This is a genomic window from Nonomuraea cypriaca (assembly GCF_015645445.1).
GTDB lineage: Bacteria > Actinomycetota > Actinomycetes > Streptosporangiales > Streptosporangiaceae > Nonomuraea > Nonomuraea cypriaca.
In genome coordinates this window covers 1-19,021 of the sequence record NZ_JADOGI010000006.1, presented here as the reverse complement: position 1 = coordinate 19,021, position 19,021 = coordinate 1, and the positions used below count along the sequence as shown (strand labels likewise).

Annotated in this window: 25 protein-coding genes; 16 read left to right on the top strand and 9 right to left on the bottom strand. The window is 68.5% G+C overall.

Going from position 1 to position 19,021, the window contains the following annotated elements; genetic code table 11:
* Positions 1–81: 81 nt before the first annotated feature.
* A complete protein-coding gene (locus ITP53_RS03475; RefSeq protein WP_195893807.1) occupies positions 82–801 on the bottom strand; it encodes a hypothetical protein in 720 nt (239 codons plus the stop codon).
* Positions 801–1,124: a PadR family transcriptional regulator gene (locus ITP53_RS03470; RefSeq protein ID WP_236050411.1), complete on the bottom strand. Its 324-nt coding sequence runs from the start codon at positions 1,122–1,124 to the stop codon at positions 801–803. Before ITP53_RS03470 ends, ITP53_RS03475 begins: the two co-directional genes overlap by 1 nt.
* 104 nt (positions 1,125–1,228) lie before the next feature.
* On the opposite strand from ITP53_RS03470, the gene ITP53_RS03465 reads away from it, so the two are divergent.
* The 7 genes from ITP53_RS03465 to ITP53_RS03435 all read left to right on the top strand — a co-directional run bounded on the left by ITP53_RS03465 (position 1,229) and on the right by ITP53_RS03435 (position 5,047).
* Positions 1,229–1,561: an ArsR/SmtB family transcription factor gene (locus ITP53_RS03465; RefSeq protein WP_207755492.1), complete on the top strand. Its 333-nt coding sequence runs from the start codon at positions 1,229–1,231 to the stop codon at positions 1,559–1,561.
* 11 nt (positions 1,562–1,572) lie between these two features.
* Complete coding sequence (locus tag ITP53_RS56955) at positions 1,573–2,601, top strand: methyltransferase domain-containing protein (RefSeq protein WP_195893805.1); 1,029 nt, start codon at positions 1,573–1,575, stop codon at positions 2,599–2,601.
* Positions 2,535–2,801, top strand: a complete 267-nt coding sequence (locus ITP53_RS56950) for a GNAT family N-acetyltransferase (RefSeq protein WP_195893804.1) — start codon at positions 2,535–2,537, stop codon at positions 2,799–2,801. Before ITP53_RS56955 ends, ITP53_RS56950 begins: the two co-directional genes overlap by 67 nt.
* Before the next feature lie 166 nt (positions 2,802–2,967).
* Entirely contained in the window at positions 2,968–3,354 is a 387-nt protein-coding gene (locus ITP53_RS03450) for an ArsR/SmtB family transcription factor (RefSeq protein WP_195893803.1), read from the top strand.
* Positions 3,354–4,433, top strand: a complete 1,080-nt coding sequence (gene arsB, locus ITP53_RS03445; protein WP_207755490.1) for an ACR3 family arsenite efflux transporter — start codon at positions 3,354–3,356, stop codon at positions 4,431–4,433. The genes ITP53_RS03450 and arsB overlap by 1 nt, the downstream gene beginning before the upstream one ends.
* An 8-nt stretch (positions 4,434–4,441) precedes the next feature.
* Positions 4,442–4,630: a hypothetical protein gene (locus ITP53_RS03440; RefSeq protein ID WP_195893802.1), complete on the top strand. Its 189-nt coding sequence runs from the start codon at positions 4,442–4,444 to the stop codon at positions 4,628–4,630.
* 15 nt (positions 4,631–4,645) lie between these two features.
* Entirely contained in the window at positions 4,646–5,047 is a 402-nt protein-coding gene (locus tag ITP53_RS03435; protein WP_195893801.1) for an arsenate reductase ArsC, read from the top strand.
* Here ITP53_RS03435 and ITP53_RS03430 read toward each other — a convergent pair.
* Entirely contained in the window at positions 5,037–6,035 is a 999-nt protein-coding gene (locus ITP53_RS03430) for a DUF4238 domain-containing protein (protein ID WP_195893800.1), read from the bottom strand. The genes ITP53_RS03435 and ITP53_RS03430 overlap by 11 nt on opposite strands.
* 218 nt (positions 6,036–6,253) lie before the next feature.
* On the opposite strand from ITP53_RS03430, the gene ITP53_RS03425 reads away from it, so the two are divergent.
* Positions 6,254–7,069 carry a hypothetical protein gene (locus tag ITP53_RS03425; RefSeq protein ID WP_195893799.1) on the top strand — a complete coding sequence of 272 codons (816 nt, stop codon included), beginning with the start codon at positions 6,254–6,256 and terminating at the stop codon, positions 7,067–7,069.
* On the opposite strand, the gene ITP53_RS03420 is transcribed toward ITP53_RS03425, so the two are convergent.
* From ITP53_RS03420 to ITP53_RS03405, 4 genes are all read right to left on the bottom strand, one after another.
* Positions 7,060–7,515, bottom strand: a complete 456-nt coding sequence (locus tag ITP53_RS03420) for an ArsR/SmtB family transcription factor (RefSeq protein WP_195893798.1) — start codon at positions 7,513–7,515, stop codon at positions 7,060–7,062. The genes ITP53_RS03425 and ITP53_RS03420 overlap by 10 nt on opposite strands.
* Positions 7,512–8,852 (bottom strand): MFS transporter, encoded by a 1,341-nt coding sequence (locus ITP53_RS03415; protein ID WP_195893797.1) that lies wholly within the window; start codon positions 8,850–8,852, stop codon positions 7,512–7,514. Before ITP53_RS03415 ends, ITP53_RS03420 begins: the two co-directional genes overlap by 4 nt.
* Before the next feature lie 47 nt (positions 8,853–8,899).
* Positions 8,900–10,297 carry an FAD-dependent oxidoreductase gene (locus ITP53_RS03410; RefSeq protein WP_195893796.1) on the bottom strand — a complete coding sequence of 466 codons (1,398 nt, stop codon included), beginning with the start codon at positions 10,295–10,297 and terminating at the stop codon, positions 8,900–8,902.
* 147 nt (positions 10,298–10,444) lie between these two features.
* Positions 10,445–11,542: a flavin-containing monooxygenase gene (locus ITP53_RS03405; RefSeq protein ID WP_195893795.1), complete on the bottom strand. Its 1,098-nt coding sequence runs from the start codon at positions 11,540–11,542 to the stop codon at positions 10,445–10,447.
* Between the two features lie 79 nt (positions 11,543–11,621).
* Between ITP53_RS03405 and ITP53_RS03400 the strand changes: the two genes are divergently transcribed.
* The 5 genes from ITP53_RS03400 (at position 11,622) to ITP53_RS03380 (ending at position 14,392) form a co-directional block, all read left to right on the top strand.
* A complete protein-coding gene (locus ITP53_RS03400; RefSeq protein ID WP_195893794.1) occupies positions 11,622–11,957 on the top strand; it encodes an ArsR/SmtB family transcription factor in 336 nt (111 codons plus the stop codon).
* 270 nt (positions 11,958–12,227) lie between these two features.
* Complete coding sequence (locus ITP53_RS03395) at positions 12,228–12,632, top strand: hypothetical protein (protein WP_195893793.1); 405 nt, start codon at positions 12,228–12,230, stop codon at positions 12,630–12,632.
* A 466-nt stretch (positions 12,633–13,098) separates the two neighbouring features.
* Positions 13,099–13,437, top strand: a complete 339-nt coding sequence (locus ITP53_RS03390; RefSeq protein WP_195893792.1) for an STAS domain-containing protein — start codon at positions 13,099–13,101, stop codon at positions 13,435–13,437.
* A complete protein-coding gene (locus ITP53_RS03385) occupies positions 13,434–13,802 on the top strand; it encodes an STAS domain-containing protein (RefSeq protein WP_195893791.1) in 369 nt (122 codons plus the stop codon). Before ITP53_RS03390 ends, ITP53_RS03385 begins: the two co-directional genes overlap by 4 nt.
* Positions 13,803–14,026: 224 nt before the next feature.
* Positions 14,027–14,392, top strand: coding sequence for a hypothetical protein (locus ITP53_RS03380; RefSeq protein ID WP_195893790.1), 366 nt, complete (start codon positions 14,027–14,029; stop codon positions 14,390–14,392).
* Positions 14,393–14,496: 104 nt separating this feature from the next.
* Here ITP53_RS03380 and ITP53_RS03375 read toward each other — a convergent pair whose 3' ends face one another.
* Positions 14,497–15,228, bottom strand: a complete 732-nt coding sequence (locus ITP53_RS03375; RefSeq protein WP_195893789.1) for a GNAT family protein — start codon at positions 15,226–15,228, stop codon at positions 14,497–14,499.
* Between the two features lie 84 nt (positions 15,229–15,312).
* The gene (locus ITP53_RS03370) at positions 15,313–16,587 is read right to left on the bottom strand and encodes a helix-turn-helix domain-containing protein (protein WP_195893788.1); all 1,275 of its coding nucleotides are present in this window, start codon (positions 16,585–16,587) and stop codon (positions 15,313–15,315) included.
* A gap of 206 nt (positions 16,588–16,793) precedes the next feature.
* On the opposite strand from ITP53_RS03370, the gene ITP53_RS03365 reads away from it, so the two are divergent.
* From ITP53_RS03365 to ITP53_RS03355, 3 genes are all read left to right on the top strand, one after another.
* The gene (locus ITP53_RS03365) at positions 16,794–17,327 is read left to right on the top strand and encodes an ATP-binding protein (RefSeq protein ID WP_195893787.1); all 534 of its coding nucleotides are present in this window, start codon (positions 16,794–16,796) and stop codon (positions 17,325–17,327) included.
* A gap of 176 nt (positions 17,328–17,503) precedes the next feature.
* The gene (locus ITP53_RS03360) at positions 17,504–17,878 is read left to right on the top strand and encodes a hypothetical protein (protein ID WP_195893786.1); all 375 of its coding nucleotides are present in this window, start codon (positions 17,504–17,506) and stop codon (positions 17,876–17,878) included.
* A 124-nt stretch (positions 17,879–18,002) separates the two neighbouring features.
* On the top strand, positions 18,003–19,021 hold a 1,019-nt coding region (locus ITP53_RS03355; RefSeq protein ID WP_195893785.1), incomplete at its 3' end, for an ISL3 family transposase.

The following is a 19,021-nucleotide window of genomic DNA, read 5'->3' as shown; positions in this document are numbered from 1 at the left end:
CCTTGCATGGCTCAACGCACCGATACATGCGCTGGCCAAGCCCTGCATCAAGCGGGGAAGGATTATCGCGCACATAGGTGATCAAACGTTTTCCGGCAGGTGTTCCGACACAAGGGGCGGGTCCTCGTCGGTCTTGCTGATGATGAACCCGTAGGAGTCGAGGATCTTTTCGCGGGCCGGAGGAGACGTGTGCCGTCGTCGACGAGGCCACAAGTTCAGCGGACGTGCAGGGGCGAACGCGAAGCTGCGGCCTTGAACCGAAAGCTCATAGGCCCGAAGCAGCGTGCGGATCACCATCCGAGCCTGCACGAGGACGAAAAGCGGCACTACCACCACCCCCACGATGCGTGTTGGTAGGTCGAAGATCTCCGCGGGGAAGTACAAAACGATGATCATCAAGGGGGTGCCCACGACGGCGAAGGCGACGAGTTGCCAGCACATCCAGCGCAGCCTGCGCGGGAAAAGCTGGTATCCGCCAAGCATCCGAGCGCGTAAGGTCGGCCTCCCAGTATCGGCCAAGGCGATGCTACGAGCGGTCAGCAGCAGCGAGAGGGAGAAGCGCATGCTGCGGGCGAAGCGGACCAGCACCCTCTGGCCGCTGGCGGTGAGCTGGTAGTACAGGTCCGGCGCCCAGACCTCGTCGTAAAACTCCACACGGAGATCGCGTGGCAGCGTTAGGCGGGCCAGGCGCAGAATCAGGAACGGCAGGCTCTGATAGTGCTTGCGTGCCCGCGCTTTAACGATCTCGACAATGACGGCGGCGATGATCGCCAGGATGAGGTGCTCGATGATGGTGGCCACTAGTGCCCCTCGACCTGCGGGCGGGCGGGGAACCAGCCGGGCGGGCGCAGCAGTTCGCTGGCGGCCGCCATCTCCAGCCGGGCCGCAATGAGCCCGTCGGAGGTAAGGGTGTAGTAGCGGCGGGCGGGTCGGCCTTCGACGCGGGGGTCGATGTCCTCGGTGGAGGCGGTGATCCAGCCGTTCTTCTTCAGGCGGCCCAGGATTGGGTAGAGGGATCCGCTGGCAAGGCCGGTGTCTGTCATGAGGGTGAAGCCGTATTGCGGCTCGTCGGGGTCGCGCAGGAAGGCTTGTAAGACCTTCGCGACGGCTGGGCTGATCGTCATACTCACAGTCATCACCCTAACTCAAGATCGCTACATAGGGTCCGAGCGTACACGTATGTGAAGTTCTGGCGCGATCTCCGTTCATCCACTATCGTCGATTAACGATGAAGAGTATGCAGCCGCTGGACAGGGCAGAGGCCGAGGAGTACGCGAGCTGGTTCAAGGCCCTGGCCGATGCCACGCGGATCCAGATCGTGTCGCTGCTGGCGCGGCGGCGGGCACCGATGAGCGTGGGTGAGATCGTGGCCGTGTCGGGGGTGGGCCAGTCCACCGTGTCGCACCATTTGAAGATCCTGGCCGAGGTGCGGTTCGTGCTGGTCGAGCGGCAGGGCACCGCCAGCCTGTACCGGATCAACGAGGCATGCGTGAGCTGCTTTCCGACGGCGGCCGACGTGGTGATGGGCAAACCGGTTCCGGCCGCGCCCACATGTGAGTGAAGGAGCCTCCCATGGCGCAGGACGAGGTCGTGGCACGCTATTCGGCTCTGGCGCGCGCCGCGCTGGACGGCCAGGACGTCACCGACTGCTCGGCGGCCGAGTTCGAGCGCGGCGGTTTCGGCGCGGCCGGCTACGACGACACCAGCGCGCTGCCCGTGACGGCGGTGCGGGCAAGCCTGGGCTGCGGCAACCCGGTGGCCGTCGCCGAGCTGCGCGCCGGAGAGACTGTGCTGGACCTTGGCTCGGGCGGCGGGATCGACGTACTGCTGTCGGCGCGCCGCGTCGGCCCGTCCGGCACCGTGTACGGGTTGGACGCCAGCCCCGACATGCTGGCGTTGGCCCGTCGCAACGCCGAGCAGGCGGGGGTGAGCAACGCCGAGTTCCTGCACGGCACGATCGAGCGGGTGCCGCTGCCGGGCCGGGTAGTGGACGTGGTCATCTCCAACTGCGTGATCAACCTGTCCGAGGACAAGGCGGTGGTCCTGGCCGAGGCGTTCCGGGTGCTGCGGCCGGGCGGCCGGTTCGGCGTCAGCGACGTGGTGGTGGACGGCGAGCTCGATCCGGAGCGCCGCCGGGCGGCCGAGCAGCGCGTCGGCTGCGCGGCCGGGGCGCTGCCGGTCACCGCCTACCGCGAGCTGCTGGCGGCGGCCGGGTTCGTCGGCGTGCGGATCGCGCCGACCGCCGATCACGGCGACGGGATTCGCTCGGCGATCGTGCAGGCGGTCAAGCCCGCCGCCGGGCAGGGCCTGGAGATCCGGCCGATGCGCGCATCCGACGCCGACCAGGTGCTGGCCATATACCAGGCGGGCCTGGACACCGGGCAGGCCAGCTTCGAGAGCGTCGCGCCGAGCTGGGAGGGCTTCACCGCAGCCCGGCTGCCACACCTGCGCTACGTGGCCGCCGACACCGGCACCGGGCAAGTGGTCGGCTGGGTGGCGCCTCGCCGGTGTCGTCCTGACCCGTCTACACGGGAGTGGTCGAGCACAGCATCTACGTCCATCCCGGCTGCCAGGCGCACGGCATCGGCCGCGCCCTGCTGAGCACGTTCATCGCGGCCGGCGAGGACGCCGGCGTCTGGACGATCCAGTCCGGCGTCTTCCCCGAGAACGCCGCCAGCCTGGCCCTGCACGAGACGCTCGGCTTCCGCGTGGTCGGCACTCGCGAGCGGCTCGGCCGCCACCACGGCGTATGGCGGGACGTGCTGCTGATCGAGCGGCGCAGCGGCGCGACCGGAACCTGACGGGGGATTACCCACACCGGTACTCATCCTGGGCAGGTCCCGCCGCGCGGCGGGGCCTTTGCCATCGTCGGCTTTGCTCTCTCCTGCGGCGCCCCCGTTCCTCTTGACTTCGATATGTGTCAATATAGGCATGAGTCGATTTCGATGAATGTCTATATGGAGAGCCGTGGAACCTCTGAGGATCTTGGAGTGCAGCCCGCCGCTGACCCGCGAGCCGCTCGACGTCAAGCAGGCGGCCGGGGTGGCGCGGGTGTTCAAGGCACTGGGCGATCCGGTGCGGCTGCGCATCCTGTCGATCGTGGCCAGCCGCGCCGGCGGCGAGGTGTGCGTGTGCAACATCACCGGCGCGTTCGAGCTATCCCAGCCGACCATCAGCCACCACCTGAAAGTCCTCAAGGAAGTCGGGCTGCTGACCTCCGAGCGGCGCGCCTCCTGGGTGTACTACCGACTGGTGCCCGAGACGCTGGGCGAACTGTCGGCGCTGCTGACCCTGCCCACCAGCGGACCTGCCGACGGGCCCGCCCGCGTGACGGCCGCTGCGGCGGCGCAGTGATGTCGGCTCAACCTGCACAGGCCACCGCGCCACCAACCGGGGTGATCGGCGCTCTGTCGGTACTGGATCGGTTCCTGCCGGTGTGGATCATCGTCGCCATGGCCGCCGGGCTGCTGCTCGGCCGTCAGGTGCCCGGCCTGGATGCCGCGCTGGACGCCGTCCAGATCGGGCAAATCTCGCTGCCGATCGCGCTCGGCCTGCTGCTGATGATGTACCCGGTGCTGGCCAAGGTCCGCTATGACCGCCTTGGCGCCGTCACCGGCGACCGCCGACTGCTGGTCTCCTCGCTGCTGCTCAACTGGGTGCTCGGCCCCGCCCTGATGTTCGCCCTGGCCTGGATCTTCCTGCCGGATCTGCCCGAGTACCGCACCGGCCTGATCATCGTCGGGCTCGCCCGGTGCATCGCCATGGTGCTCATCTGGAACGACCTGGCCTGCGGTAACCGCGAGGCCGCCGCCGTCCTGGTCGCGCTCAACTCCCTCTTCCAGGTGATCACTTTCGGCGCCCTGGGATGGTTCTACCTGCAGGTGCTGCCCGGCTGGCTCGGCCTGCCGCAGTCAGCGCTGGAGGTGTCGGCCTTCGACATCGCCTTCTACGTGCTGGTCTTCCTGGGCATCCCGCTGGTCGCCGGTTACGCCTCACGCAAGCTGGGCGAACGCGCCCGTGGCCGGGACTGGTACGAGCAGCGCTTCCTGCCGCGCATCAGCCCCATCGCCCTGTACGGGCTACTGTTCACCATCGCCATCCTGTTCGCCCTGCAAGGCCACACCATCACCTCCCAGCCCGGCGACGTGGCCCGCATCGCCCTGCCACTGCTGGCCTACTTCGCCCTCATGTGGGGCGGCGGCTTCCTGACCGGCCGGGCGATCGGCCTACCGTACGACAAGACGACCACGCTGGCCTTCACCGCCGCCGGCAACAACTTCGAGCTGGCCATCGCCGTGGCAGTCGGCGTCTTCGGCGTCACCTCCGGCCAGGCCCTGGCCGGCGTGGTCGGCCCGCTCATCGAGGTCCCCGTCCTGGTCGCCCTGGTCTACGTCAGCCTGGCCGGCCGCCGCCTGTTCGGCACGAGCACATAGCCGGTGCGGTGAGAGTGCTGATCGGCGTGTGGAGCTGGGCGGCCGGGCATCGCATCGCCTGGGGTGTCCTGGCCGCCGTGGTGTGGACCGCGCTGGTCTACCTGTTCGTGGACAACATGGTGATCGCTCTGCTGTGCGGTGCCGCCTTCGGCGCCGTCTCCGCCGCCACGCTGCCGCCCCCGCCGTCCTCATCCTGAAGAAAGGTTTGTCCCATGGCTGAGAAGCCCAGCGTGCTGTTCGTGTGCGTGCACAACGCCGGACGCTCCCAGATGGCCGCCGGATGGCTCACCCACCTGGCCGCAGGCCGCATCGTGGTCCGCTCCGCAGGATCGGCTCCGGCCGACCAGGTCAACCCCGTCGCCATCGAGGCGATGCGCGAAGTGGGCATCGACATCACCAGCGAGCAGCCCAAGGTCCTCACCGTCGACGCGGTCGAGGCATCCGACGCCGTGATTACCATGGGCTGCGGCGATGCCTGCCCCGTCTTTCCTGGTAAACGCTACGAGGACTGGAAGCTCGATGATCCGGCGGGCCAGGGCATCGAGATGGTGCGGCAGGTCCGCGATGAGATCCGTACTCGGGTGGAAAAGCTGATTGCCGAGCTCATCTCGTGACCGGCGCAGGCCCGGCGACCTCCTCGGCCGCGGCCGGAGGAGCGGGTGGGTGCTCGTTCAGCCAACGTCTTTCGACGGTGAGGTTCTTGCCCAGAGCCGAGTATTCGACGAGGTAGGAGGGGGAGGGGCGATCCGACTGCTCTTCCCCGCTCCACGGCGCAGGCAACCGGCCGCGGCCCAGGTGGGCGCCGAGGAACGGCAGCGGGTCATGATCGGGGTGGCAGTAGAGATGGCTGTCGGCCGCGTCGTAGATGACTCCGTTGATCCACAGGCCGAGGCCGCCGGGGAACTTCGTCAAGTGGTCCCGCTGCTTGTCAGGGTCGTCACCCAGCGTGGCGAGGCCGGGGAGGATGAGGAACCGGTGAGGGTCCAGCGGCAGGATCACATCCCAGTAGATCGCGGCACGGAGCTGGTCTTCGTCGTCGTGGCCGTTGAGGATCACCACGGGAACGTCGCTGGTCCACAGGCACGCGTCGCTGAACCCGAGCCCCCAGGGACGGTTATAGACGATCTGAGCCAGCACGGCGAGCTGATCTGCCATGAACCGCAGGTGAGCGTCTCGGCCGGCCAGGGACTTGAGGGAGTGCGGCATCTCCAGCGGCGGTTGGCCGGCATCCGCCGCTGCGGCCAAGGAGGCCAGACGTCGGCGTTGACGGGTGGTGCGGACCATCTGGGCGGCGATCCACCAGGCCATCCACGACCTGTCTTCCCTCTTCAAGGGCCACGTGCGGGGAAGCGCTCCTGAGGGGTCGTCCAGAACGGCGCGAAAGACCGGGGCGGCACGGGTCTCGATGTCCGACAGCAACGCTTCCGCGCGTGCTCCGTAGAAGTCGGTGACGGACGCCACGTGCGTGATGTTCGCTTCGAAGGTCCGATCGAGGTCCGTCAGAGCGCGGGCTCTGATGAACCAGTTGGTGCTTGCCTTCTTCTTCTGGCGGGCGAAGTGCCGCAGATACATTCGCGGCACGGTGTGGTCGTTGGTCGCCATCGTGATCGTGTAGCCCTTCCTCGCCAGCCTCTCCTGGCCCTGCTCTCACGGCCGTGGCTGTCCATGATGGCCACGGCTGCGGAACCGCAGCAACGCACTTACAGGCGTTGTGACGATCACCGGCCCACAAAGGCGCGATCTCGGGCGCTGTCGGCCGGGAGGCGAGAGGTGGAAAACGTCTCGCGCTCGACCCGGGTTGCGCCGTAGCGTCTCAGGATGTGAACACTGATGAGCAGCGTGACCTCCGCCGTCTGCTGGACCATCTGGAGCGCCTGGAGCCGTGGCAGAAGCTGACCGGGGAGGACTCCGGCCGTTGGCAGATTGACCCGCGGAGCCCGCTGGCCGGAGACGACGCCAAGACACACCCCTTCGAGGTGTCGCATTCCGCCTGGCACGCCCTCACCGTGGCGATGGACCATATCGGATGCCTGCGCTCGTCCCTGGTGGGTCAGCTGGACGGCGACCGGCTGGAGGTGCGCATCCACACGCACGCCCAGTCGTCGCTGCTGCGCGGGGCCGTTGAGAACGGTGCCCGGGCGGTCTGGGTGCTCGGGCCGAAAGACAGGCTGACCCGCGTCACGCGCCGTCTGGCGCTGCAGTTCAAGGAGACCAAGGACGCCGAGCGGATGCGCGAACTGCTCAACAACCCGGCGTCCAAGACGCTGCAGGAGCGGCAGCAGCGTCTGGTCGACCTGCTCGCCTCGGCCGGGCATCCGGCCGAGGAGGCCGCCAAGACGTTGAAGACCGTGGCGGCCACCTACACAGCCATCGTGCGCGAGGCCGGGGAGCTCACTCCCCGGCTCGGCGGCGATGTCGCGCAGGCGGTGTGGAGCGGCTGCAGCGCTCTGGCCCATGGCGACACCTTCGGCACGATGTCCATGCTGGACAAGGAGATCGTCGCCCGCAACGACGACATCGCGCTCGTGCGCGTCACCGGCTCGATCAGCAGCCTGTTCTGGTGCACCGTGGCGGCCACGCTCGTGATCGAGCGGGGCTTCCAGCTATTCCAGGAGCGCGGCATCTCCTACCGGTGATCCTCGCGCGACCTCCGGCCCACCTCAGGTGGTGATGAGCTCCCTGTCCCCCGGCCGGGAGCAGGCGTCGGACCGGCCCCGGCCAGCGGCGTGAACAGAGCGCCGAGCTTGTTCACCGTCTCCGGGATGATGCGGTAGTAGACCCAGGTGCCTCGGCGGTCGCCGTTGATCAGCCCGGCGGCGCGCAAGATCTTCAGGTGATGGGAGATCGTCGGGGCGGTCAGGTCGAAAGCGCCGGTCAGGTCGCACACGCACACCTCGCCACCGGCATGGGAGCCGATCATGGACAGCAGCCGCAGCCGGACCGGGTCGGCCACCGCCTTGAGCAGCACGGCCAGTTCGGCCGCCTCAGCTTCGCCGAGCGGCTGGCGGGTGATCGGCGCGCAGCACACCGCGTCCTGCGCGTCCTTGCTCTTCGGGACGAGGGGCAGGCTGGTGGCGGTCATGCGGGAGCCTCCGAGACTGACGGATGATTCGACGTTCGTCTAAATGATAGGCGGTGGTAGCCGACCAGCGCGGCGGCGGCGACCAGGCAGGCCAGCGTGACGGCGGCCATCACCCAGCCGTACCCGGCCACCTGCGCGACGGCCAGCGCGGCGGCCGGGCTGACGGCCTTGGCCACGGTGGCGGGCAGGGCCAGGCGGCCGGACAGGCTGGCGTAGGCGGTGGTACCCCAGCGTTCGGTCAGCAGGTGCGGCTTGGTAATGGTGCCCACGCCGAAACCGAGCCCGAACAGCAGCACCGCGGCGACCGCGCCGGTGGTGGTGGCCCCGACCAGCGGCAGCGCGGCGGCGGCCACGGCCTGCAGGGCGAAGATGGCGGCGGCGAGCAGCGCGGCGGGCAGGCGGCGCTGCAGGCCGGTGGTGATCAGCCGGCCGGTGACCGACAGTATGCCGAGCAGCCCGGCCACGCTCGCAGCCAGCAGCGGCGGGTGGCCGAGGTGGATCAGGCAGGTGATGAGCAGGACCGAGATGGTGGATACGCCGATGCCGTGCAGGGTGAAGGCGGCGGCCAGCAGCCAGAAGGCCGCCTGGCGGGTGGCGGTGCGCACCAGCGCCGCCCGCTCGCCCGCTCCACTCCGGAGTGGAGCGGGAACGGAGGTGGCGGCCGAGGTAGGAGTCGGTGCCGACGGCATGATCCGGCCCGCGAGGGGCCGGCGGACGGCCAGGGCGTGCAGCGGGATGGCGGCCGTACCGTAGAGCAGGGCGAGGATGATCAGAGCCTGGCGCCAGCCGTACGTCGCCGTCAGCGCTCCGGTCAGCGGCATGAAGATGGTGGAGGCGAACCCGGCCACCGCGGTGAGGGCGAGCAGCGCGGTGGCGCGGGTCGGGGCGGCGAAGCGGGCGACGATGACGGCGAAGGCCGCCTCGTACAGCACCATCGCCGACGCGACGCCGACGGCCACGAACACCGCGTACAGCTGGGCCACGGTGTGCACCTGCGACCAGGCCAGCAGCGCCAGCGTGCCGAGTACCGAGCCCGCCGTCATGAGGGCGCGCCCGCCGCGCGCGTCCAGCCAGCGGCCCGCCAATGGTGCGCCCAGCGCCGCGATGAGCACCGAGGTCGTCAGCGCCAGCGACACCTGCGAGGCGCTCGCGCCCAGGTCGCGGCTCATGGGCGTGAGCAGTACCGAGAAGCTGTAGTACAGCACGCCGAAGCCGATGGTCTGAGTGACGGCCAGCGCCGTCACCAGCCGCCAATCGCTGTCTGAAGGGCGGCCCGGCAGGGTAAGAGGGCCGCTCTCGCCGCCGATCGAGGCGGCGAGAGAATCGGCGGCGGGCATGAGGCGCTCCTTCAAGCGGATGAGGCGGCGGGCAAGGGGTGCGCAGGTCAGCCGCAGCAGCCGCCGCCCTGGGCGGCCCCGGCGGTAGCCAGCGGCAGCGGGGTGCCGAGCAGGCCGCCGCTGATGCCGGTGGCCAGGCCGACCCGCTGCTCCTGGGCCTCGGCCAGGCTGGAGGAGCACACGCCGGTCTCCGGCAGGTCCAGTTGCACGTCGCGGGCGGCCTCCCAGTCGCCGGCCAGCGCCGCGACCACCGAGCGGGCCTGCTCATAGCCGGTGGCCAGCAGGAAGGTCGGGGCGCGGCCGTAGCTCTTGACCCCGACGGCGTAGTAGCCGTCCTCGGGGTGCGCGAGCTCCTCGGCGCCGTGCGCCGGGACGGTGCCACAGGAGTGCGCGTTCGGGTCGATCAACGGCGCCAGCGCGCGAGTGGAGCCGAGGATCGGGTCGAGGTCGAGGCGCAGCTCGCCGGCGATGGAGTGGTCGGGGCGGTAACCGGTCGCGCTGACGATCTGGTCCACGGTCACGCTCTGCTCGTGGCCGGACGGGTCGCGGCTGATCACCCGTACCTGCTCGCCGTCGCGTTCGATGGCGTGCGTGAAGAAGCCGGTCACCAGGCGGATTCGGCCGCTTTCGACGTGGGCGTGCAGACGGGTGCCAAGCGCGCCGCGCGCGGGCAGCGCGTCCGCCTCACCGCCGCCGTAGGCGCGGCTGGCGTTGCCCGCGCGAATCGCCCAGGTGATCGGGGTGTCCTCGAGCTGGGCGAGGGCGAGCAGCGTGGTGGCGGCCGAGTGACCGGCGCCGACGACCAGCACATGCTTGCCGGAGTAACGGTCGCGGTCGGCGCCGAGCAGATCGGGCAGCGCGTGGTCGACCAGCTCCGCCGCATCGGCCTCGCCGTGGGCGGGCAAACCCGACGCGCCGAGCACGTTCGGGGTGGTGTAGGTGCCGGAGGCATCGATGATCGCGCGGGCGTGCAGCTCACTCCCGTCGGCCAGCCGGATCAGGAACGGCGCCGCATCGCGGCCCGCGGTGCGCACCCGGTCGTAGCCGAGGCGGCTGATCGCGCTTACCTTCGTGCCGGTGCGGACCCGGTCGCCGAACAGCTTGGCCAGCGGCGCCAGGTAATCGCCAATGAGCTCAGCGCCGGTCGGCAGCCACTCCGGATCGGGGGAGCTCCAGCCGTCGGCTTCGAGCAGGCGGCGGGCGGCGGCGTCGATGTTGTACTTCCACGGGCTGAACACCCGCACGTGGCCCCATTGGGCCACCGACGCGCCCGCCTGTTCCCCGGCCTCGAGTACCGCGAAGTCGAGACCCCGTTCCGCGAGGTGGGCCGCGGCGGCCAGGCCGATCGGACCGGCGCCGATGACCACGACGGGCAGGTCACCGGGCTGTGCGGCCTGGCGGCTGGGCTCCAGTTCGACGGCGGTAGGACCGCAGCATCCGCTCATGACGCATCTCCTCGTAGTTGCGCGGAGCTGTGCCGCCCCGCGTTGTTTTGAAGGCTATCTAAGTAGCCTTGTCGGCAGGATGCCCGACAGCTTAGAGGCATGTCAAATTAGAGCAGTATCTAATCACCGGGTGTGAGGTGATGCCGATCACACGCGGGCATGCCGGCGACTTCCGCGCAGGTGGCGGGCGAGTGTGGCGACAACACGGCGGGCGTCGACACCGACCCCGCGCAGCGTGTTGGAGGACGGGGTGCGCTGCCACTCCAGGCCCAAGTAGCCGAGACCGGGATGGGTCACGGACAGGCCACGGCGCTGGCGAGGATGCCCATCAGCGTCGAGTGCGCCCAGGCCAGCAAGGTAGGGCAGGTTCGGCCGGTAGCCGGTGGCTAGCAACACCGCATCGACGCGCTCGCTCCGGCCGTCGGGCCAGACCGCGTGATCGTCGTCGAGCCGGGCGAACATCGCCTTGCGCGTGTAGCGGCCCTCGCGCAGCGCCCGGCGGTAGCGACCGTCATCGAGCACCGGCGAGGCGGGCGGAGTCTCCGCGCGGGCCAGCGGCAGCCGGTCGAACCCGGTCAGGCGGAACCAAAAGTGCAGGTCCCGGCCGAGTGGGCGCTGCTCGACGAAGCGGATCGGCGCCCGGCTGGCCAGCGTCACCCGCCGCTCGGCGGCCAGCTCGTGCGCGACCTGGACCGCCGAGTTGCCCGCCCCGACCACGACAACGTGCTCGCCCGGCAGCGAGTCCGGCGAGCGGTAGTCGGCGACGTGCAGCACCGGGCCGGCGAAGGCGTCCAGGCCAGGTAGGGCGGGCCGGTGCGGAAGGTCGAAGGAGCCACTGGCTGCGATAACGGCCGAGGCGGTCAGTTCCCGCCCGTCGGCCAGGCGTACAAGGAAGCCGCTCGTGCCGGACTCGCCGACGGGGCGGACAGCTTCGACGCGGGTGTCGCTACGCAGTTCGGCGCCGCGCTCGATCAGGGCGGCGGCGTAGCGTTCGAGGTAGGCGACGACCTCGTCGCGGCGCGGGTAGCGCTCAGGGTCGCCACCGAAGGGCATGCCGGGCAGGCTGCTGTAGCAGGCGGGCGAGAACAAGGCGAGGCTGTCGTAGTAGCGCGGCCAAGACCCGGCCGGCCGGTCTGAAGCCTCCAGCAGTACAGGCCGTAGCCCTTGCTGCAGGGAGGCGTGCGCGGCGGCCAGGCCGGACTGCCCGGCCCCGACGATCAGGACGGAGTCGCTGTCAATGGACATGTCGCAGAACGTACCGTCATTTTATAATATGTCAATAAGTTGGTATGAGAGTAAGGTGCAGGGACAGGAGGGAGCAAACATGGCCGAGGCCACGACACCGCCAACCACGACGACGGGTGCCACGTGCGTTCCACAGCTGCCGCAGGCCGCCCAGGACTTCCTCAAGGCCCTGGCCAACCCGGGACGCCAGCAGATCATGCTGCTGTTCGCCCAGGGCGCCGAGCTGTCGGTCAACCAGATCGCCGAACATGCCGGCATCAGCCAGTCCGCCGCCTCCCAGCAACTCGCCCTGCTCCGCCGCGGCGGCATCGTCACCTCCCGCCGCGACGGCAAGGAAGTGCTGTATCGCGGCGACCGCGACAGCGTCGCCCACATCCTCGGCGACCTGCAGAACTACCTCAAGTTCTGCTGCTGACGCTGCTGCGTGTTCCCTGGCCCCCGGCACCCCGGCTTATCCAGCCCGCACCACAGCACGGCCCAGCCGAACCGTCCAGCCGGTCATCGTTGTACGAGCCGGTGCGGAGCCAGCTGCAGCGCCAAGCCGAGCGCGCCGCAGGATGTGATCCACCGGTCCGCGGCCAGTTGACCGTACCCATGACACCAGAGCAGGGGCGACCTCCCGTCGAGCCCTGCCCGGCGCTAGCGTGAGAGCCACCCTCAACCTGACCGTGCACCGGGGTGCAGCATGGACACCGACGATCGACACCGTCTCCTCGCCCACGCGGCCGGACAGGGGGCCATGCTGGCGGCCGAATGCCTAGCCGAGCTCCGCGACCGGCTGCAGCACCTCGCCCGCCGCACAAGCAACACCCCGGCTCCCGGCCTGACATCACCACCCGTCATCGTGCACGACGCCGCCTGGGCCGCCGAGGCCGCCCGATGGCGGGCCCTGGCTCATGAGGCCGCCGCGGACACGCACCAAAGCACCGCCCGGCAGCACGACGCCTGCGCCGAGCGCGGCATCGGCGACATCGACAAGCACCGCCGGCGGGCCGCCTGGCACCGCCGGGCGGCCGAACGTGAACGCAAGACGGCCCTGGCCCTGGCTGCCGGCACCGACCGTCCGACCGGTAACGCCCCACCGGCCTGATCCGACAACCTCATACCCGCCGCAGTCCTGCGGTGATCTCAGCGTGGGCAATTGGCAGACCTCCGGCAATCCAGCCCGGCTTTGGATGAATGCCTACCAGTGATCGGTAAGTGTGTGTACGCAGACAAGCGGCACCGCTCACCTACTGCCCGCCTCTATCTGGACTTTTCTGCATTAGACGGCCGCACCCAAGAGCGTGAGGAAGATCTACGTAAGCGGCTGATCTCTCGATGCGCTCACCGTCGATTCGGATACAACTGCCTACCCCAAGCCCCTGTGGCGATCTGGCTTTCCTGCATCCGAGTTCAGCTCTAGGCTCGACGGTGACGGCCTGTGGCCGCCGCATTACTCCAGCCGACTCCCCCAAGACGGTGATGATCTCCATCGCTCCGCCTTCTACGCCCCGAACTTCGGCGAGGCCATGATGCCGCCCTTGAGCCTTGACTGCCAGCCATTCACTCTAGGCGTGGTCATCATCGTGGCCGGGGAACTGGACGCCACCAACTCTGACGACCTGGAAACCTACATCGGCCGGATACGGCAGCCCGGCCGACCCGTTGTCCTCGACTTGGGCGAGCTCACCTTCATGGACAGCACCGGCCTGCACGTCCTGCTCCGCGTGCACGGCGACGTACGCCGGCAAGGCGGCACCTTACACCTGGCCGCCGTACAAGATCTGCCCGCCCGCCTCCTACAGATCACCGAAGTGTGGGATGCGCTCGACATCCACCCCAGCGCGCAAGCCGCGATCACGGCCCTGCTCCGTCCCCCTGCACCGTCGCCGCACCTGCGGAGGCTGCCATGAAACTGACCCACCGCTACCAGTCCGGCGCGTGCGTGATCACGATCGCCGGCGAGGTGGACGTCACCACCTCGCGTGACCTGGAAACCTACCTCGACCTGGTACGCCGCAGCCTGGACGACCATCTGATCATCGATGCCGGCAACCTGTCCTTCCTGGACAGCTCCGGCCTGGCCGTCCTGCTCGCCGCCGCGGTGCTCGCCCAAGCCCGCGGCGGCGCCGTACACCTGGCTGGACTGCAACCAAGGGTGGCCCGCATCCTGGAGATCACCGGCGCCATGGTCGCCATCCGCACCCACGAACACGTGGAGGAGGCGCTGACCGCAATCGAGAGCATGAGCGAGGCTGGAATCGCCGAACCGGCATGAGCACTTACCTTGAACCCAGCTCACAGAACACCCGCTGAGCACCGGGGAGTCGGCGCCGCAGTAGCTGGAAGACCAGGTCCGCCGCCGGCCTCACGCAATTGTTGAGGTGGCGACCAAGTGTTGATCAAACTATGTCGTCAGCCCGGTCGACGTGCGAGATCTCAGCGCATCGTGAGGTCCAGAGTGACACCGTCGCCTAGCCTCTTCACCGGAACGGTTCGCTCATGTCCACTCGCCTTTCCCTGGCGGCCGTCGCCTTCGCCATCATCGCTGTCGCCCCCTCACCCGCTTCTGCGCAACCAGCAGGTGGTTGGCAGGATGACGCGGGTTGGGGATCGGTCACCGTCTCGGCCGATCGTCAGCACATCGAAGTGTGCGATTTGCATGATGACGGGCAGGCCGTGCGAGTCGAGTACGCGACCAACTACCTGCAGAAATGGACCGTTGTTGACACCAACGGAGCCCGTTGGGGCTGCGGGACCGACTCCACCATGATCAGCCGTATCACCGTCTTCAAATTGTGCCAGGGACGTACCTTCGGCACCTGCCGTCCCTCCGTATGGGTATCCCGCTCCGGCTACCTGGGATAAGCCCTCTTTCTCCCGCACGGCGGCCACGAGCACCGATTGACCGTGAGGATGAGGTGGACGCTTCCGCCAGAGTATGGCCCACCGACTCACACCGAATCGAGCAGTCAAAAGTGCGGACAGGGGTGCTGGCTCGCCGTCCACGGGCTGCTGCTGCCGTCACGGTAGCGGTCGTAAAAGCCCCGGGCATGCGCGTACTGCCCGGTGGTGTACCAGGTCAGGGCCGGGTGACGGGTCTCCAACTCGCGCAGGGCCAGCGTGCCCAACCCGCAGCAGTGCCACTCGGGCGAAAAGCTGATTTTCCTCAGCAGGCCGATACAGCAGGGTTCGCAGGTCGCATACTGGACGCGCCCGAGCGAACCTGCCCCATCGGCGGCGATTGAGAAATCAAACGATGAGGTTGACCCGTCATCTGCCCCGCGAAGGCGGCTGGGCGTCGCAGCCGCCCGCGCGATCGTTTCCGCTCGGGCGCGGCTGGCCGCGGCGTGCAGACTCCATCCCAGGTTGATATCCAGCTCAGCGATGGTGATCTCGCCCCAGCCCGTTATCTCGACGCTCGTCTGCGCCAGGAGCGCGGCCAGACGAACTTTCCAGGCGTCGGCGAACTCGGCCGGGCCCCGATGCTCGCTATCTTGCTCAGCTACCGTCTGCTGGAAAGCCTCGCGGACGATCGCCTGTATCGCTGCCCGCCGCACTCGCCGCTCAAGGTCGTCGTGCTGCGGCAAGCCCTCAGCGACCTTCCGCGCCCAAGCGATCATCCCTCGCAGCCCCGCTGGCCGCGGAGCCTCCGCAACGGGCCACGACTCGGGCAGAGGCTCCCACAGCAAACGCACCAGCATGCCAGCACCGTAACGGGCGACGATCTTCCCGGCGCGAGATCTGCCGAGTCGGTCTGGGGAAGGGTTTCGCGACGCCACCGCCGGTCAGGCCTCGATGGTCAGCAGTGAGCGCAACTCCCCTACTGCTGGACGTTCCCGCTGCTCAAGCGGTACCGCGCGCAAGACCATGCGCGCCGTCTCCCGGATGTGGTTGGTCCGGAAGCCGGCGGGCAGTGAGGCGATCAGCTCGGCTGCGAGTCTGGCGCCCTCGTCCGCGCCGCCAAGCGCCGCGGTGCTGATCGCCTCATGGAGTACGGCGTTCATGCGGTACTGGTAGGACCGCTCGGGAATGATCTGAAGAACCCGGTCGCGGGCAGCGTCCGCCGCTGCCTCGTTGTGCGAGTAGGCGGCTACCCAGCTTTCGGCGAACGGGATCTGATCCGGCTTGAAGAAGTCCCAGCGATCTCCGACGATCCCCTTGTCCATGTGATCATGGAGATCGCGCAGAGTATCGGCCGCTTCCGTGGAGCGATGCAGCAGCGCCAGCGCCTTTGCTCTGGCGGTCATGAGCCGCGGCCATGGACGACGGCTGATCCGGCGAGCGTTCTCGATCAGCCGTAGGACGGTCTCAGGTTCTCGCTGCCCGTACAGACCGTGAATTGCCTCTTCGCTGCGAACCAGAAGACGGAGCTCAAGGTCTCTGGAAGCGTCAGCGGTCTTACGGGCGGTGCTCCACCAGCGGATGGCAGCCCCGTGGTCGCTGACTCGGGTCAGCGCGTTGGCCTGGATGACGGCCAGCAAGGCCGCTACTCGGTACAGCTCGGTCAGCTCGTCGCCAGACGTTATGTGCATCTGCTGCCGTAGGGCGTACAGGTCGATCGACAGGTCCTTGATGACCTGGGCGGGTGGCCGTGTGCGCAGGGCGTGCAGGTGATCGGCCCGCGTGATGTCCCAGTCCTCGGCACTGCGAGGCCGATCGGTCGTGTGGTCGAGTTCCTGTCGGACGATCTCGTCGAAGCCGACGATTCCCGCACTGGCGGCCAGTCCGAACAGCCGTCGGCGTTCCGTGGCGTCCTCCCCGGTTTCCCCGCAATGGTCGTTTATATCCAGAGTACGCACTGGGCTCGTGGTGGCGACAGGAGGGAAAGTATCCGCATTTGGAGCGTGTTTCTTACCACTTCTGCCAGATGCCTCGATAAGCGCGCCTTGTGCATTGGTCGCGACTTCCAGCGCTTCGACCACTGTACGGGTTGGCTTCCTTTGATCGTTTTCCAGTTTGTAGACGTAGCTGGTGGAGATGCCCGCCGCATGTGCCACCGCTTCGAGGGTGCGGTTGCCGCGTAGATCACGTAGGACCTGCCCGAAGGTCTCTTCGCCCACCGTCGCCTCCGTGCGCCCGAGATAGTTTTCCCTGCTTTTCCCCGCAGCCCGGGGAAATGGCGGGGAACGTGCGTCCAACGCGGAATATGGACTTCGACTCCCCGCGCTGGCCACGCTACTGCTGAACGGCATAAACGTCCCGCGAATCTTGCTCGCGCATCCCTGGAACGAATACGCCGTGCCATGCACACGGATGGAGACCTGAAATGTCGAAGCTGCTGCGCGCTCCCGTTGCGAGCGAGGAGGATACGGTGATCTACGTCCCATCTCCACGGGTCGATCTGCACGAACTTGGCGCTTTCCGGCTCGCGCTCAGCGACCGGGCCCCGTATCTGGCTCGCGAAGCGATCACCGAGCGGCTCACCGCCGAACATCCCGCCCTGGAGATCGTGACCCTGGCGGCCTCAGAGCTGGTCACCAACGCCGTCCGATACTCCAACGTCTCCAGCAGTGGTGACGATGCTGATGCGATCACGCTCGAGCTGTCGCAGGCACCGAACTACCTCCGGCTAGCGGTAACCGATCCCGGATCGGTGTGCACGGTCCCGACGAACATTCCGCCTCAGACCGCGAATTTGTACTCCGAGCATGGGCGCGGACTGGCAATCGTGGAACGCCTATCGCGCGGACGGTGGGGAAGCCACCAGAAACCGCCAAGAGGGCTGCGCCTGGTCTGGTGTCACCTCGACCGCCAGCCCACCCCGGCGCAACTGGAGGAGCTGTTCAGCGCCCCGGTCTAACCGGCTGCGTCGCGGGACCGCTGGATCGCCGGCCTCGCGGCCCCCTGCGGGCGGTTTCCCTGGAGCAGCGAGCCGCCCACCGCAACCGGCCACATCCCGAACACCCGCAGCGGCCCTCCGCGCCCAGCCCGTGAGCGACGGTCCCAGCCGCCATCCACCACCTTTCGGAGTCCACCATGCCCGACCCCATCGATCCCGCTATGGCCGCCGAAGCCGCCACTCACCTCGACAACCTGCAAAAGGCGCTGCAACACCTCGGCCTGCACACTCGCCTGCTCACCCAAGACGACCGGCTACCGCGCCTGCGCGTGATCAACCCCGAAGCCACCACCATGTCCGAAATCATCTCCGCAGCACCGAAACACGACCAATGGCTGTTCTGGTGGTCATGGAACGAACCCATCACCGAGGTCACCCATCTCGCCGCGACAGCCGAGCGCATCGGCTACGTCCTGGCCGCGACCACCCCAAGCGTCGCTAGTCCCGCTCCATACGACACGGCCGGTACCCATTTCCGGGCTACGGAACTTCATCATCCGGCACCCCGGTGATGGTGTCGGCGGCGGTCGGGCCGAGCCCCCGGTGGGTGCGGTTCCGGGCTCATACAAGATTTTCGTAGTCGTTGATCGATTCGGCTGAGCCGTGACATTTCCCTGTTCCGGCGCGATGCTGTCGATGTGTGACGATGTGTTGACGCTGTTGCCGCAGCTCATGGCTGTGGAGGTCGGGTCGGTCGAGGACTGCGGGGCGGTGGTGGTGATCTCCGCGCGGTCCCGGGCGGGACCGGCCGTGTGCACGGGCTGTGGCCGCTCTTCCGCCTGGGAGCACAGCCGGTACGAGCGGCATGTCGCCGACGAGGCGGTCGGCGGCCGTCCGGTGCGGATCGATCTGTCGGTTCGCCGCCTGTACTGCGAGAACCCTGCTTGCGCGAAGGTCACTTTCGCCGAGCAGATCGCGGGGCTGACGGTGCGTTACCAGCGCCGCACCGCCGGGCTGCAGGCGATCGTGGCGGCGGTTGCCACGGCACTGGCCGGGAAGGCGGGTTCGCGACTGCTGCTCCACCTGCACCACGCCCTGAGCTGGGCAAGCCTGCTCACCTGCCTGATGAAGATCCCCGACCCGCCGACACCGACGTTGCGGGTGATCGCCGTGGACGACTTCGCTTTGCGCCGCTCCCGCCGCTACGCCACCCTCATCATCGACGCGGAGACCCGCCTGCCGGTCGACGCCTGGGACACCCGCGACGCCGAATCCACCGCCGCCTGGCTGCGCGCCCACCCGGACATCGAGGTGGTCTGCCGCGACGGCTCGATGACCTACCGCAGTGCCATCACCACCGGCGCGCCACAGGCCGTCCAGGTCAGCGACCGCTTCCACCTGTGGCAGAATCTCGGCCGCAAGATCTACGAAGTGGTCGCCGCGCACCGCGACTGCCTGCCCGAACCCGACGACGAGACGACCGCGCCCCGAACCCCCGGCGGCCTCACGGCCGCCCGCACCCGCCGCCTTCACACCACCGTCCACGCCCTGCTCCAGGAAGGGATGGCCCTGCGCGCGATCGGACGCCACCTCGACCTGGACCGCAACGCGGTCCGCCGCTACGCCCGCGCCGCCACCTGGCAGCAGGTCGCCCCGCTCTGGCCCCGCCGGATCGGCATCCTCGCCCCCTACCAGGGGCATCTGCACCGCCGCTG